This window comes from Streptococcus mitis (assembly GCF_026782865.1).
Taxonomy (GTDB): Bacteria; Bacillota; Bacilli; order Lactobacillales; family Streptococcaceae; genus Streptococcus; species Streptococcus mitis_CG.
On the sequence record NZ_JAKUXK010000006.1, the window covers coordinates 170590 to 185179 of the forward strand.

The window sequence follows — 14590 nt, forward strand, 5'->3', positions numbered from 1 at the left end:
TATGACAAAGAAAATAATAGCTCTAGCAGGGGACGGAATTGGCCCAGAAATCATGGAGGCTGGTTTAGAGGTTCTGGAAGCTCTAGCTGAAAAAACAGGTTTTGACTATGAGATTGACAGAAGACCCTTCGGAGGTGCAGGTATTGATGCTGTGGGGCATCCCTTACCTGATGAAACTCTCAAGGCAAGTAGGGAAGCAGATGCCATTCTCCTAGCAGCTATCGGTAGTCCCAAGTATGATGGCGCAGCTGTTAGGCCTGAACAGGGCTTGCTGGCTCTTCGTAAGGAACTCAATCTCTATGCCAATATTCGCCCTGTTAAGATATTTGAGAGTCTCAAGCATTTGTCACCACTAAAACCAGAACGAATTAATGGTGTAAACTTTGTTGTGGTGCGTGAGTTGACTGGCGGGATTTACTTTGGAGATCATATCCTTGAAGAGTGCAAAGCGCGTGATATTAACGACTATAGCTATGAAGAAGTAGAGCGGATTATTCGTAAGGCCTTTGAAATTGCAAGAAATCGCAGAAAAATCCTTACTAGTATCGATAAGCAAAATGTTCTAGCTACATCAAAACTTTGGCGGAAAATAGCTGAGGAAGTCGCTCAGGATTTCCCAGATGTAACCTTGGAGCACCAGCTGGTGGACTCAGCTGCTATGCTTATGATTACCAATCCTGCCAAGTTTGATGTTATTGTAACGGAGAATCTTTTTGGAGATATTCTCTCGGATGAATCAAGCGTTCTATCTGGTACACTTGGCGTCATGCCATCAGCCAGTCATTCTGAAAATGGACCAAGTCTCTATGAACCTATTCACGGTTCAGCACCTGATATTGCTGGTCAAGGAATTGCCAATCCTATCTCCATGATTTTATCAGTGGCCATGATGCTGAGAGACAGTTTTGGACGTTATGAGGATGCAGAGCGTATCGAGCGTGCAGTAGAAGCCAGTTTGGCAGCAGGAATTTTAACGAGAGATATAGGAGGTCAGGCTTCGACCAAGGAAATGACAGAAGCGATTATTGCAAGGTTATGAAGTTAGACGAAAAAATTAATCTTGCCCTCTTGATTTGGAATGTCATGATTTTCTTGATTTATGGCATTGATAAATCCAAGGCAAGGAGAAGAGTTTGGCGCATCCCTGAGAAAATCTTACTTATTTTAGCCTTTACTTGTGGTGGTTTTGGGGCCTGGTTGGCAGGAATCATTTTTCACCACAAGACTAGAAAATGGTATTTTAAAACAGTTTGGTTTCTTGGGATGGTGACCACACTAGTAGCCTTATATATTACTTGGAGGTAATGGATGGCAGGAAAATCAATTTTTGATAAATTATGGGACCGTCATGTCATCACAGGAGAAGAGGGGCAGCCCCAACTCATGTATGTGGACCAGCACTATATTCATGAAGTGACCAGCCCTCAGGCTTTTCAAGGACTACGAGATGCAGGGCGCAGATTGAGACGACCAGACTTGACATTTGGAACCTTTGACCACAATGTTCCGACGGTCAATATCTATGATATTCGAGATGTCATTTCCAAGGCACAAATTGATAAGCTAGCTGAAAATGTTGAGGAGTTTGGGATCGAACATGCGGCCCACGGTTCTGAAAAACAAGGAATCGTTCATATGGTTGGTCCAGAAACAGGACGGACTCAACCAGGAAAATTCATCGTTTGTGGAGACAGCCATACGGCAACCCACGGAGCTTTCGGAGCAATCGCCTTTGGGATTGGGACTAGTGAGGTTGAGCATGTCTTTGCGACACAGACACTCTGGCAGGTCAAACCCAAGAAAATGTTGGTAGAATTCACTGGTGTTCCTCAAAAAGGAGTTTATTCCAAGGATTTCATTTTAGCCTTGATTGCTAAATACGGCGTTGCCTGTGGAGTTGGCTATGTGGTGGAATATAGGGGTCAGGCTATTGATGCACTGAGCATGGAAGAGCGCATGACCATCTGCAATATGTCCATCGAGTTTGGCTCCAAGATGGGAATTATGAATCCGGACCAAACCACCTATGACTATCTCAAGGGACGAGAATGTGTTCCAGAGGCTTTAGAGGAGGCTGTGGCGGATTGGAAGATCCTTGTCAGTGATGATGATGCTGTTTACGATAAGGTTATTCATATGGATGTCTCAGACCTTGCTCCTATGGTGACCTGGGGAACCAACCCTGCTATGGGGGTTGACTTTGACAGTAGATTCCCAGAAATTAAGGATATGAATGATGAGCGAGCCTACAATTACATGGACTTGGAGCCTGGTCAAAAGCCAGCTGATATTGAACTAGGCTATATCTTTATCGGTTCTTGTACTAATGCTCGTCTCAGCGACTTGCAACTGGCTGCGCGATTTGTTAAAGGGAAGAAGATTGCTCCTAACTTAACGGCTATCGTAGTCCCAGGTTCTCGTCCTGTCAAACGAGCTGCTGAGAAGTTGGGCTTGGATAAGGTCTTTCTAGATGCTGGTTTTGAGTGGAGAGACCCAGGTTGCTCTATGTGCCTAGGAATGAATCCGGACAAGGTTCCAGATGGCGTTCACTGCGCCTCAACCAGCAACCGCAACTTTGAAGATAGACAAGGCTTTGGTGCTAAGACCCACCTCTGCAGTCCAGCCATGGCAGCTGCGGCAGCTATTGCAGGGCGCTTCGTAGATGTTCGGCAAATGCCAGAAGCCCAGTAAGGAGAGGATATGGAGAAATTTACAGTTTATACGGGAACGACCGTTCCTCTCATGAATGATAATATCGACACCGACCAAATCCTACCCAAGCAGTTTCTCAAGTTGATCGATAAGAAAGGCTTTGGTAAGTACCTCATGTATGCTTGGCGTTATCTGGACGACAAGTATACTGAGGATCCTGACTTTGTCTTTAATCAGCCTGAATATCGTAAAGCCAGTATTCTTATCTCAGGGGATAACTTTGGGGCAGGTTCTTCGAGGGAACATGCAGCTTGGGCCTTAGCAGACTATGGTTTTAAGGTCGTGATTGCGGGGTCTTTCGGTGATATTCATTACAATAATGAACTCAACAATGGCATGTTGCCTATTGTACAGCCCAGAGAGGTTAGAGAAAAGCTAGCCCAACTCAAACCGACCGAACAGGTAACTGTAGACTTGGAACAACAAAAAATCATCTCACCAGTTGGAGAATTTACTTTCGAAATCGATAGCGAATGGAAACACAAGCTCTTAAATGGTTTGGATGATATCGGTATTACTTTGCAGTATGAAGACTTGATTGCTGCATATGAAAAACAACGACCAGCCTACTGGCAGGATTAGAAGAAAAATAGAAAAGGAAATAGAACTATGACAAAACACATTCAATGGAACGGAACACTTTCACAAGAAGGCTATGAGATTTTAAAAGGTGAGGGCGGATGTATCGTTTGCCCTACAAAAGTTGGTTACATCATCATGACTAGTGATAAGGAAGGACTTGAACGCAAGTTTGAAGCTAAAGAACGTAACCGTAACAAACCAGGTGTCGTTCTCTGTGGTAGCATGGACGAGCTTCGCGCTTTAGCACAACTCAACCCAGAAATTGAAGCCTTTTACCAAAAACATTGGGACGAAGACATTCTTCTTGGTTGTATCCTTCCTTGGAAACCAGAAGCCTTTGAAAAACTCAAAGCATACGGTGATGGCCGTGAAGAACTTATGACGGACGTGCGTGGTACTAGCTGTTTTGTTATCAAATTCGGGAAAGCTGGTGAACAATTAGCTGCCAAACTTTGGGAAGAAGGCAAGATGGTTTATGCGTCATCAGCTAACCCATCTGGAAAAGGAAACCGTGGTAAGGTAGAAGGTATCGGAGAACGCATCGAAGGTGCAGTTGACCTTGTTATCGAGGCGGATGACTATGTGGCATCTATCCAGCCTGATAAAACGATTGAAACACGCTACGAGCAAGGTGTGATGGTGTCTATGGTCGATAAAGATGGTAAACTCATCCCAGAACAAGGAGGAGCACGCTCAACTTCACCAGCTCCAGTTGTAATCCGCAAAGGGCTTGACATTGATAAGATTATGATGCACCTGTCAGACACCTTTAACTCATGGGACTACCGCCAGGGAGAGTATTATTAAGATAAAAAAGAAGTCTAGTGTTATGAGGGAATACCCTACTCTACACTAGGCTTTTCTTTAGAAATTCTTTTCTTTTTTTGATAGATATGATATGCTAGATGCAGAATATATTAATAGAATGTAGTTTCGTTCAAAGTAAAATATCTTACTTTGAACGAAACAAATATAATTTAAATCTAACAATAAATTTTTAATGAACAAGGAGAACACAATGGTTTCAGAACAAACTTTCATTGACAGGATAAAAAAAGAATTCCCAGATGCAATTGAAAATCAAACAAAAAGTTATATTTCTTTTCAGGTTAAAAATAGGAAAGGGAAGTTACAAAATTTTATAGAGATTAATTTTCAAAATAAAGGAATAAAGATTGCCGTTCTCTCTAAGAGTCTTCATGATTCAGATATTTTGTTGTTTAATAAGAAGCCTGATTCATTCGGTTGGACACTTGATGCTGAGTATTTAATTGAGGATGAAAATTCATTAAATGAGATTTTACCTTTTATAAATAAATCTTATGAATTTGTAAAAAGTGGAATTAAATCAGAGTGTTATAAAATCTTCAAAGAATTTTTATCTAAATTTGTGAATCAAGCAAATATCTATAATTCAAAAGATATAGAAATTAAACGTTCTCAAAAATTAGATGGAGCTGAACATATTTACCCTGCTCTGACTATTGAGGGTATTCCGTACAAAGTTGAAATGCTTAACACAGGTCATTTTGGTCCAAAGAGTGGTAATGGATATATTAAATCACCTTACTTTGGTTATCGGCTGAGTGACATTGATAACTCATGGATAAATATAAGGTGTGGTTTTCAGAGCTTTAAACTCACAGAATTTAAAATAGTAAAATGGTATAGTAATAATCGAGATGAAGATTTAGATTATAAATACTTTGTCAAGGACTTAGAGTTGGAATCTACTGCTGAACCTAACGATATTTTAAAAGAGTTTTATGATAATTTCACTAGTTTTTATAGAGAATCAGAAAAGGAAGAGATAAACATGTCAGAAAATATTAACGAGTATAAGAATATCTTATTACAATCCAAAAACCTCATCCTCCGTGGTGCTCCTGGCACGGGAAAAACTTATCTTGCTAAAGAAATAGCGGCAGAGCTAATGGGTGGTAATGAAGATCAAATTGGCTTTGTACAATTTCACCCTTCCTATGATTATACAGATTTTGTGGAGGGGTTGAGACCAGTATCAAATGGGGATGGAGCTATTGAGTTTAAATTACAAGATGGTATTTTTAAAGAGTTTTGCCAGAGGGCTAAAGAAGCTCAGAAGACTGGAGGTCAAGATAATTTTGAAGAAATGTGGACTAAGCTAACGGATGCTATCAATGAAAAGCAAGGACAATATTTCTTCCCTCGTAGTTCGGTTCCAGCCAGTTTAAATAGTCAAGGGAATGTGAAGTTTGATTCTCCTGTTGCTACCAAAGAAAAAGTGTATCTTTTGTACAAGGGTGAGGAAACCAAGTTAAAGTACGAAACTTATCAAAAAATCGTTTTAGATCACATGAAAGAAAGTTATGGCTTATGTGATTATGTGTCTCCAACGATCAACACAGATAAGAAATTCGTCTTCATCATCGATGAAATCAACCGTGGTGAGATTTCTAAGATTTTTGGTGAACTCTTTTTCTCTATTGACCCTGGCTATCGTGGTGAAAAGGGATGTGTTTCTACTCAGTATGCTAATTTACATGAGACTGATGAGAAATTTTATATCCCTGAAAATGTCTATATTATCGGAACTATGAATGATATTGACCGTTCAGTGGACACCTTTGATTTTGCTATGCGTCGTCGCTTCCGTTTTGTTGAAGTTACTGCTGAGAGTCAAGTTGGTATGCTAGACAATGTTCTCGGTGATGAAGCAGAAGAAGCGAAAAAACGTTTAAGAAACTTGAACGTTGCTATCGAAAACGTTCAGGAGCTAAACAGTCATTATCATATCGGACCAAGTTATTTTCTTAAGTTGAAGGATGTAGATTTTGACTATGAATTACTCTGGTCTGATTATATTAAACCCCTCCTAGAAGACTACTTGCGTGGTTCTTATGAAGAGGATGAAACTCTGCAAACATTGAAAAAAGCATTTGAACTGACAAATAATGATCAAACTGGTCAGCAAGATATTGGTGATGACGATGCAGTTAACTGACAATCAACAGGCCTTAAACAAAGAAGAGTTTATCACAGAATATCCTAAAATTAGTCAAGTTCTTTTAGATAGAACTCTAGATAATCTTTCTCAAGAAGATAGTATCTTTATATTTCCAAACGACCTGAAAAATTCTCCTGATTTGGATAAAGACCAAAAGATTTTGGAAACAGTCAATCAGAAAATTAAGACAGGGAATGTGATTGGATTTCTGGGGTGTGGTCAGGAGAGATTAACCATTTCTTCTCGCTTTTCGAGTAAAAGTGATGACTATTTTTTGCATTATCTATTGCAGAAAGTTCTAAATATCAATCTCACTAGTTTGGATGTTGGTTTATCGCGCGAGGAAAGACTCTATCAGCTTTTAATCTACCTCTTTCCAAAGTATTTGGAAGCTGCTATGCGAAAGGGACTTTATAAGGAATACCAGAGGTTTTCCCATAATGATAGTCATATCAAGGGAGTGATTGATGTAGTAAATCATCTCAAGAAAAATCTTCCTTTCACAGGTAATATTGCTTATACTACAAGAGAATTTACTTATGACAATCCGATGATGCAGCTGATTCGTCATACTATCGAGTACATTAAAAATCAAAAATCTCTAGGAAGAGGCATCATTTATACTAATCGTGAAAATATTACAGAAATAATTCGTGTAACACCTTCGTATAAACAAGCTGATCGTGCTAAGATTATAAGACTAAATCAAACAAAACCTCTTCGCCATGCTTATTTTCGAGAGTACAGAAAGTTGCAAGAGCTTTGCCTGATGATCCTAAATAGAGAAAAGAATGGTTTAGGATACCAAGAGCAAAAAATCCACGGTATTCTTTTTGATGTTGCCTGGCTTTGGGAAGAGTATGTTTATACCTTGTTGCCAAAAGGTTTTGTACATCCCAGAAATAAGGATAAGACGGATGGAATTTCAGTATTTTCTGTTGGGAAACGAAAAGTATATCCAGATTTTTATGACAGAGAACGAAAGATTGTTCTAGATGCAAAATATAAAAAACTGGAGTTCACTGAAAAAGGAATCAATCGTAAGGACTTGTTCCAACTAATTTCCTATTCTTATATTTTAGAAGCTGGGAAAACTTGGAAAGCTGGATTGATTTTTCCTAGTATAGAGCAGTCAGTAAATAGTGAAATAGGAGAAGTAGCGGGGTACGGAGTCTTGCTTAAAAAGCTCTCTATCCAAATCCCTCAGAAGGTTTCATCCTACAGTGAGTTTTGTAAAATAATGGAAAATTCAGAAGAAAATTTTAAAACAAATATTGAAGAGAAAGTAGCGAGAAAATAAAGTTATTTTTCAACTCTAGTGAGTTGATGAGAAATATAAATAACAGATCAAAGACAAACATCATTTTAGTGTTTGTCTTTTTTATATCATTCAAGCTACTATTCTTAAAATAGGCTGAAATCTTTATCAAAACACTTTTCAGTGCAAAATAAAAAGGCTTCCTAGATATCATTTAGCAGTTTTTGATATTCAGGTGTGCCAAAGCAAGCCCAACTTTTTCCTTCATTTTGTAATTGCAAACTTCTCTTGCATAACGTAGATTGTGGTATTCTTTGGCTGTACCAAAAAGTCTCTCTACCGTTTTTTTACGTTTTTGGTAAAGTTCCATGTTTCTCTTTTGATGCCGAATCTCCTCACAAATCTCTAAATATTTCTTCCAAATATGGCGAGTAACGGGATAATAGAGAACAAATTGCGCAAATATTAGGATTGCTTTTATACTCACGATAGCCATCGAGATTTGTTGTAAAGTAAGATAAAATTTGATTTTCAGGGCAGAGGTAACAGTAATAGTATTTATAGTATATAAAGTTCCTAGTGCGAAGCTTCCCTTTCTTTCAACAAGGGCGAGTATAAGGGAATACAGGTGTAATATCTTGGTCAAGGAGGAGTTTTAGTCCTGGAAAAGACAACTGTAATTCTTACCATAAGAGGTAAAATGAGGAATTGTAACATCCACACTTAAACCCAGCATCTAGTGATAGGAGGTCTTGTCCTAAATGCTCTTGATGATTTAGCATATGAAACGAATACCATAGAAATATGGGATGAGAGGTTTTTTGATTTAAACTAGATTATCCTTTATCATCAGAAGCCAAAGAAAAGCCCTTAGAAACTTGCATACTAAGGACTTTGTATTCTATTGTTTTATTCCCACTCAACGGTTGCAGGTGGTTTGCTTGTAATATCGTAGACGATACGGTTAACATGATCCACTTCGTTTACGATACGTACTGAGATTTTTTGAAGGACTTCCCAAGGAATTTTGGCAAAGTCAGCAGTCATGCCATCGATAGAGGTAATAGCACGGATTGCAATCGTGTAGTCATATGTACGACCGTCACCCATAACACCAACTGAACGAACGCCTGTGTTAACAGTAAAGTATTGCCAGATGTCACGGTCAAGGCCAGCTTTAGCAATTTCTTCACGGAGGATAGCGTCTGACTCACGAACTGTTTCTAGCTTTTCTTCAGTGATTTCACCCATAACACGGATAGCAAGACCTGGTCCTGGGAATGGTTGGCGCCATACGATATGGTCTGGCATACCAAGCTCTGTACCAAGAGCACGAACTTCGTCTTTATAAAGAGTGTTGAGTGGTTCGATCAATTCAAACTGCATGTCTTCTGGAAGACCACCCACGTTGTGGTGTGACTTGATAGTTTGAGCTGTATCTGTACCAGACTCGATAACGTCTGTATATAAGGTACCTTGAGCAAGGAATTTCACATCTTTGAGCTTGCTTGCTTCGTCATCAAATACATACACAAATTCATTACCGATGATTTTACGTTTTTGCTCAGGGTCAGAAACACCTGCAAGTTTGTCAAGGAAACGTTTAGCAGCGTCTGCTTTGACGATATTCAAACCAAACTTACCACCAAGCATGTCCATAACTTGGTCCGCTTCTCCTTTACGAAGAAGACCGTGGTCTACGAAGATACAGATCAATTGATCGCCAATAGCCTTTTGGAGAAGAACCCCAACGACAGATGAGTCAACTCCACCTGATAGACCAAGAAGGACACGTTTATCACCGACTGTTTTACGGATTTTTTGGATCTGCATGTCAATGAAGTTATCCATTGTCCAGTCGCCTTTAGCCTTACAAATGTTAAGGGCAAAGTTACGAAGGATATCATTTCCGTATACAGAATGGCGAACTTCTGGGTGGAATTGGATACCATAAATGTGTTTATCTGGGTTTTCGATGGCTGCGTATGGGCAGTCAGCTGATGTACCTGTACGAACAAAGTCAGAAGGAATCTCAGTAACCGCATCACCATGGCTCATCAAAACAGTCTGCTCGTCTGGTGTTGATTCAAAAAGAGCTGATGGTGTGTGAGTAAGAGTTGATTGACCGTATTCACGATTTCCAGCATCACCTGCAGGAACAACTTTTCCTCCAAGTTTATGGGTCAATAACTGCATACCATAACAAATTCCCAAAATAGGAATTCCAAGTTCGAAGATTTCTGGGTCAATATCAAATGAACCATCTTCGTATACAGAGTTTGGACCACCTGACAGGATGATTCCTACAGGATTGATTTCACGAACTTCAGCAGCTGAAATTTTATGGCTTTTTAGTTCTGAAAAAACACCAATCTCACGGATACGGCGTGAAATCAGCTGGTTGTATTGGCTACCATAGTCCAATACGATGATTTTTTCGACATCTTTCAAATCAGTTGAAATGTTACTCATCTTTTTCCTTTCTCAAAAGAAATATCTTTTTTCAATATTCTATCACAAATAAGGGCGAATTACCAACTAAACAAGGCGAAGTTTGACTTTTTCTAGTTTATTGGGGTACAATAGAGAAAAGATAGAAATGAAGTGAAAAATATGCTACCTGCTTATATGAAAATCCATGATCAGATTAAAAAGGATATTGACGATCACCGTTGGGCTATTGGGGAGAGACTTCCTAGTGAACGAGATTTAGCAGAGCAGTTTGAGGTCAGTCGCATGACCCTCCGCCAAGCCGTATCTCTATTAGTTGAAGAAGGCGTCTTAGAGCGCCGTGTAGGAAGTGGCACCTTTGTTTCCAGTACTCGAGTACAAGAAAAGATGCGAGGGACAACCAGTTTTACTGAAATTGTTAAGTCCCAAGGTAAAGTACCCTCTAGCCAGCTCATTTCCTACAGAAAAACCATTCCCAATGAGCAGGAAGTTGCCAAGCTAGGAATTTCTCCAACGGACAATATTATCCGAATGGAGCGGGTCCGATATGCCGACCAAGTTCCTTTAGTTTATGAAGTTGCTTCTATTCCTGAGAAATTTATTAAGAATTTTAAAAAGGAAGAAATCACCAGTCATTTCTTTCAAACCCTGCAAAAACATGGCTACCGTATCGGTAAATCACAGCAGACCATCTATGCTCGTCTTGCTAAAGAAAAGATTGCCCACTATTTGGAAGTTGAAAGAGGACATGCTATTCTTGGTTTGACTCAGGTTTCCTACCTAGAAGACGGGACAGCTTTTGAATACGTGAAAAGTCAGTATGTTGGCGAACGTTTTGAATTTTATCTTGAGAATAACTAGTCTAGAAAGGCTAGATTTTTTGCTTTCTTAAAAGATTAGAATTGTCAAAACAATCTGTCTAGGCTTGATTTTATCGCTTATTTACTATAAAATGAGAAGGAAAAACGTCAAACTTTTATATTGCAAATAGGAGAAAACATGACAAAAACATTAAAACGTCCTGAGGTTTTATCACCTGCAGGGACTTTAGAGAAGCTAAAGGTAGCTGTTCAGTATGGAGCAGATGCTGTCTTTATCGGTGGTCAGGCCTATGGTCTTCGTAGCCGTGCTGGAAACTTTACCTTTGAACAGATGGAAGAAGGCGTCCAGTTTGCTGCCAAGTACGGTGCAAAGGTCTATGTAGCTGCCAACATGGTGATGCACGAAGGAAATGAAGCTGGTGCTGGTGAGTGGTTCCGTAAACTACGTGATATCGGAATCGCGGCAGTTATCGTGTCTGACCCAGCCTTGATTATGATTGCAGCGACAGAAGCACCAGGTCTTGAAATCCACCTCTCTACCCAAGCAAGTGCCACTAACTATGAAACTCTTGAGTTCTGGAAGGAACTGGGCTTAACTCGTGTTGTTTTGGCGCGTGAGGTTTCAATGGAAGAATTAGCTGAAATTCGCAAACGTACAGATGTTGAGATTGAAGCCTTTGTCCACGGAGCCATGTGTATTTCTTACTCTGGTCGTTGTACCCTTTCTAACCACATGAGTATGCGTGATGCCAACCGTGGTGGATGCTCTCAGTCATGCCGTTGGAAATACGACCTTTACGATATGCCATTTGGGAAGGAACGTAAGAGTCTTAAAGGTGAGATTCCAGAAGAATTTTCAATGTCAGCCGTTGACATGTCCATGATTGACCATATTCCAGATATGATTGAAAATGGTGTGGACAGTCTAAAAATCGAAGGACGCATGAAGTCTATTCACTACGTATCAACAGTAACCAACTGCTACAAGGCGGCTGTGGATGCATATCTTGAAAGTCCTGAAAAGTTTGAAGCTATCAAACAAGACTTGGTGGATGAGATGTGGAAGGTTGCCCAACGTGAATTAGCAACAGGTTTCTACTATGGTACACCATCTGAAAATGAGCAGTTGTTTGGTGCTCGTCGTAAAATTCCTGAGTATAAGTTTGTCGCTGAAGTGGTTTCTTATGATGATGCGACACAAACAGCAACTATTCGTCAACGGAACGTTATTAACGAAGGCGACCAAGTTGAGTTTTATGGCCCAGGTTTCCGTCATTTTGAAACGTATATCGAAGATTTACATGATGCCAAAGGCAATAAAATTGACCGCGCTCCAAATCCAATGGAACTCTTGACTATCAAGGTTCCACAACCTGTTCAAGCTGGAGATATGGTTCGAGCTCTCAAAGAAGGACTTATCAATCTTTATAAGGAAGATGGCACCAGCGTCACAGTTCGTGCTTAATAAGCGTGCAGGAGACGAAAGCTTTCTAGTTGCTTTCCCTTTAATCCTACTTACTAAAGAGCATTAGGTTAAAGAAAATATATTAATTTCCATCCGAGATTTCATCTCGGATTTTCATTATTTTTCAGAAAGACCTGGATAATGGAGGGATTTGTTACAAGTTTTTTCCAAAGTTTTCTATATAATAGACTTAAAAATAGTAAAATTGTAAATAATTTTCATTAAACGCTTTCAACGTAAGTAAAAAGTTGACAAATCCAATTTTTAGGACTAAACTAAGTAAGTAAATTTTAATTAAAAGGAGAATTCGTCATGAATTTAACATTTTTCGGTCTATGTCTTGCCTGTATGGGTGTATCTCTTGGTGAAGGTATGTTGATGAACGGTTTGTTGAAATCAGTTGCTCGCCAACCAGATATCATCTCAGAACTACGTAGTTTGATGATCCTAGGGGTTGCCTTTATTGAAGGTACTTTCTTCGTTACTCTTGTCTTTTCATTTATCATCAAATAAAAGAAGTATAAATTGAAAAAGGGAGGATTTTAGATGGAAGAAAGTATTAATCCAACCATCAATATTGGTCCTGTTACCTTTAATTTAACCATAGTAGTTTTGACTTTGTTGACTGTAGCACTTATTTTTGGCTTTATTTATTGGGCAACTCGAAATATGACTTTGAGACCCACAGGAAAACAAAATGTATTAGAGTATTTATTTGATTTTGTCGTTGGATTTACAAAATCAAACCTTGGTCCAATGATAAAGGATTATTCTCTCTTTTATTTCTGTTTATTCCTATTTATGGCCATTGCAAATAATATTGGCTTAATGGCTAGAATTCAGACTACAGATGGTGTAAATCTTTGGACCTCACCAACAGCAAATTTGTCATTTGACTTGGTCTTGTCTTTTACAATTATCTTAATGACACACGTAGAAGGAATTCGTCGTCGTGGAATCAAAAAGTATTTAAAAGCATTTGTAACACCAGGTTTTATGACACCAATGAATCTCTTGGAAGAAGTTACCAATCTCCTTTCACTTGCATTGCGGGTCTTTGGTAATATCTTTGCAGGGGAAGTGATGGCAAGTATGTTAGTCCTACTTTCTCATCAGGCCTTCTATTGGTATCCTATTGCTTTTGGAACAAATCTAATCTGGACTGCATTTTCTGTTTTTATTTCTTGTGTACAAGCATATGTATTTACATTGTTATCTTCAATGTACCTAGGAAATAAAATTAATGATGAAGAATAGAAAGGAGTAGTTTATGAATGTAACAGTAGGTGAATTACTTGGTGATTTTATACTAATCGCTGGTTCCTTTATTCTCTTGCTAGTCTTGGTTAAGAAATACGCTTGGTCAAATTTGACTAGCATTTTCGAACAAAGAGCAGAAAAAATTGCAGCAGATATTGACGGAGCTGAACAAGCACGTCAAAAAGCAGAAGTATTGGCTCAGAAACGCGAAGATGAATTGGCTGGTAGCCGCAAAGAAGCTAAGACAATCATTGAGAATGCGAAAGAAACAGCTGAGAAAAGCAAAGCTAGTATTTTAGCAGATGCTAAGCTAGAAGCAGGACGCTTGAAAGAAAAAGCGAACCAAGAAATTGCTCAAAATAAAGCTGAAGCTTTACAAAGCGTTAAGGGTGAGGTAGCAGATTTGACAATCAGCTTGGCTGGTAAAATCATCTCACAAAACCTTGACGGTCATGCCCATAAAGAACTCATTGATCAGTATATCGATCAGCTAGGAGAAGCTTAATGGACAAGAAAACAGTAAAGGTAATTGAAAAATACAGCATGCCTTTTGTCCAATTGGTTTTAGAAAAAGGAGAAGAAGACCGTATCTTTTCAGACTTAGCTCAAATCAAGCAAGTTGCTGAAGAAACAGGCTTACCTTCTTTTTTAAAAAAAGTGGCAGTAGAAGAGTCTGACAAGGAAAAAACGATTGCGTTCTTCCAAGATTCAGTGTCGACTTTATTGCAAAACTTTATTCAGGTTCTTATCTGCAATCACAGAGCAAATCTTTTTTATGATATTCTTGTAGATTGCTTGAACCGACTTGAAAAAGAAACAAATCGATTTGAATTGACGATTAGGTCAGCTCATCCTTTAACTGATGAACAGAAGAGTCGCTTGCTCCCTTTGATTGAGAAAAAAATGTCTCTTAAAGTAAGGAGTGTAAAAGAGCAAATCGATGAAAGTCTTATTGGTGGTTTTGTCATTTTTGCCAATCACAAGACAATTGATGTGAGTATTAAACAACAACTTAAAGTTGTTAAAGAAAATTTGAAATAGAAAGTGGTGTTCTT

At 39.0% G+C, this 14590-nt stretch carries 14 protein-coding genes and 1 pseudogene; 13 read left to right on the top strand and 2 right to left on the bottom strand.

Annotation, left to right across the window (positions count from 1 at the left end; genetic code table 11):
- The first annotated feature begins 1 nt into the window (after position 1).
- The 7 genes from leuB (at position 2) to MK482_RS05555 (ending at position 7580) form a co-directional block, all read left to right on the top strand.
- Positions 2–1039 carry a 3-isopropylmalate dehydrogenase gene (gene leuB, locus MK482_RS05525; protein WP_268718198.1) on the top strand — a complete coding sequence of 346 codons (1038 nt, stop codon included), beginning with the start codon at positions 2–4 and terminating at the stop codon, positions 1037–1039.
- On the top strand, positions 1036–1305 hold the full coding sequence (locus MK482_RS05530) for a DUF1294 domain-containing protein (RefSeq protein WP_268718199.1): 270 nt from the start codon (positions 1036–1038) through the stop codon (positions 1303–1305). The genes leuB and MK482_RS05530 overlap by 4 nt, the downstream gene beginning before the upstream one ends.
- A gap of 3 nt (positions 1306–1308) precedes the next feature.
- Positions 1309–2691, top strand: coding sequence for a 3-isopropylmalate dehydratase large subunit (leuC, locus tag MK482_RS05535; RefSeq protein ID WP_268718200.1), 1383 nt, complete (start codon positions 1309–1311; stop codon positions 2689–2691).
- Positions 2692–2700: 9 nt separating this feature from the next.
- Positions 2701–3294 carry a 3-isopropylmalate dehydratase small subunit gene (leuD, locus tag MK482_RS05540; RefSeq protein WP_268718201.1) on the top strand — a complete coding sequence of 198 codons (594 nt, stop codon included), beginning with the start codon at positions 2701–2703 and terminating at the stop codon, positions 3292–3294.
- 27 nt (positions 3295–3321) lie between these two features.
- Positions 3322–4101: an L-threonylcarbamoyladenylate synthase gene (locus tag MK482_RS05545; RefSeq protein ID WP_268718202.1), complete on the top strand. Its 780-nt coding sequence runs from the start codon at positions 3322–3324 to the stop codon at positions 4099–4101.
- Between the two features lie 211 nt (positions 4102–4312).
- A complete protein-coding gene (locus MK482_RS05550; RefSeq protein WP_268718203.1) occupies positions 4313–6277 on the top strand; it encodes an McrB family protein in 1965 nt (654 codons plus the stop codon).
- Positions 6264–7580, top strand: a complete 1317-nt coding sequence (locus MK482_RS05555; protein WP_268718232.1) for an McrC family protein — start codon at positions 6264–6266, stop codon at positions 7578–7580. Before MK482_RS05550 ends, MK482_RS05555 begins: the two co-directional genes overlap by 14 nt.
- Positions 7581–7761: 181 nt before the next feature.
- On the opposite strand, the pseudogene MK482_RS05560 reads toward MK482_RS05555, so the two are convergent.
- Both MK482_RS05560 and guaA read right to left on the bottom strand, forming a co-directional pair.
- Positions 7762–8188, bottom strand: a pseudogene (locus tag MK482_RS05560) (transposase); the annotation flags it as partial.
- A 259-nt stretch (positions 8189–8447) separates the two neighbouring features.
- Positions 8448–10010 carry a glutamine-hydrolyzing GMP synthase gene (guaA, locus tag MK482_RS05565; protein WP_261086917.1) on the bottom strand — a complete coding sequence of 521 codons (1563 nt, stop codon included), beginning with the start codon at positions 10008–10010 and terminating at the stop codon, positions 8448–8450.
- A gap of 141 nt (positions 10011–10151) precedes the next feature.
- Between guaA and MK482_RS05570 the strand changes: the two genes are divergently transcribed.
- The 6 genes from MK482_RS05570 (at position 10152) to MK482_RS05595 (ending at position 14576) form a co-directional block, all read left to right on the top strand.
- Complete coding sequence (locus MK482_RS05570) at positions 10152–10850, top strand: GntR family transcriptional regulator (protein ID WP_124787372.1); 699 nt, start codon at positions 10152–10154, stop codon at positions 10848–10850.
- A 138-nt stretch (positions 10851–10988) separates the two neighbouring features.
- Entirely contained in the window at positions 10989–12275 is a 1287-nt protein-coding gene (locus tag MK482_RS05575) for a peptidase U32 family protein (protein WP_024057185.1), read from the top strand.
- A gap of 312 nt (positions 12276–12587) precedes the next feature.
- The gene (locus MK482_RS05580; RefSeq protein ID WP_001054560.1) at positions 12588–12788 is read left to right on the top strand and encodes a F0F1 ATP synthase subunit C; all 201 of its coding nucleotides are present in this window, start codon (positions 12588–12590) and stop codon (positions 12786–12788) included.
- A gap of 33 nt (positions 12789–12821) precedes the next feature.
- Positions 12822–13532 carry a F0F1 ATP synthase subunit A gene (gene atpB, locus MK482_RS05585; RefSeq protein ID WP_000392870.1) on the top strand — a complete coding sequence of 237 codons (711 nt, stop codon included), beginning with the start codon at positions 12822–12824 and terminating at the stop codon, positions 13530–13532.
- 13 nt (positions 13533–13545) lie between these two features.
- Complete coding sequence (gene atpF / locus MK482_RS05590) at positions 13546–14040, top strand: F0F1 ATP synthase subunit B (RefSeq protein ID WP_001103468.1); 495 nt, start codon at positions 13546–13548, stop codon at positions 14038–14040.
- Entirely contained in the window at positions 14040–14576 is a 537-nt protein-coding gene (locus MK482_RS05595; RefSeq protein WP_261086918.1) for a F0F1 ATP synthase subunit delta, read from the top strand. The genes atpF and MK482_RS05595 overlap by 1 nt, the downstream gene beginning before the upstream one ends.
- Positions 14577–14590 lie beyond the last annotated feature (14 nt).

Bases quoted from the DNA above. Each gene is read 5' to 3' on its own strand.
- MK482_RS05595 (WP_261086918.1), top strand. From the start codon at position 14,040: ATGGACAAGAAAACAGTAAAGGTAATTGAAAAATACAGCATGCCTTTT.
- leuC (WP_268718200.1), top strand. From the start codon at position 1,309: ATGGCAGGAAAATCAATTTTTGATAAATTATGGGACCGTCATGTCATC.
- guaA (WP_261086917.1), bottom strand. From the start codon at position 10,010: ATGAGTAACATTTCAACTGATTTGAAAGATGTCGAAAAAATCATCGTA.
- MK482_RS05545 (WP_268718202.1), top strand. From the start codon at position 3,322: ATGACAAAACACATTCAATGGAACGGAACACTTTCACAAGAAGGCTAT.
- leuB (WP_268718198.1), top strand. From the start codon at position 2: ATGACAAAGAAAATAATAGCTCTAGCAGGGGACGGAATTGGCCCAGAA.
- MK482_RS05575 (WP_024057185.1), top strand. From the start codon at position 10,989: ATGACAAAAACATTAAAACGTCCTGAGGTTTTATCACCTGCAGGGACT.
- MK482_RS05580 (WP_001054560.1), top strand. From the start codon at position 12,588: ATGAATTTAACATTTTTCGGTCTATGTCTTGCCTGTATGGGTGTATCT.
- leuD (WP_268718201.1), top strand. From the start codon at position 2,701: ATGGAGAAATTTACAGTTTATACGGGAACGACCGTTCCTCTCATGAAT.
- MK482_RS05530 (WP_268718199.1), top strand. From the start codon at position 1,036: ATGAAGTTAGACGAAAAAATTAATCTTGCCCTCTTGATTTGGAATGTC.
- MK482_RS05570 (WP_124787372.1), top strand. From the start codon at position 10,152: ATGCTACCTGCTTATATGAAAATCCATGATCAGATTAAAAAGGATATT.
- atpF (WP_001103468.1), top strand. From the start codon at position 13,546: ATGAATGTAACAGTAGGTGAATTACTTGGTGATTTTATACTAATCGCT.
- atpB (WP_000392870.1), top strand. From the start codon at position 12,822: ATGGAAGAAAGTATTAATCCAACCATCAATATTGGTCCTGTTACCTTT.
- MK482_RS05550 (WP_268718203.1), top strand. From the start codon at position 4,313: ATGGTTTCAGAACAAACTTTCATTGACAGGATAAAAAAAGAATTCCCA.
- MK482_RS05555 (WP_268718232.1), top strand. From the start codon at position 6,264: ATGCAGTTAACTGACAATCAACAGGCCTTAAACAAAGAAGAGTTTATC.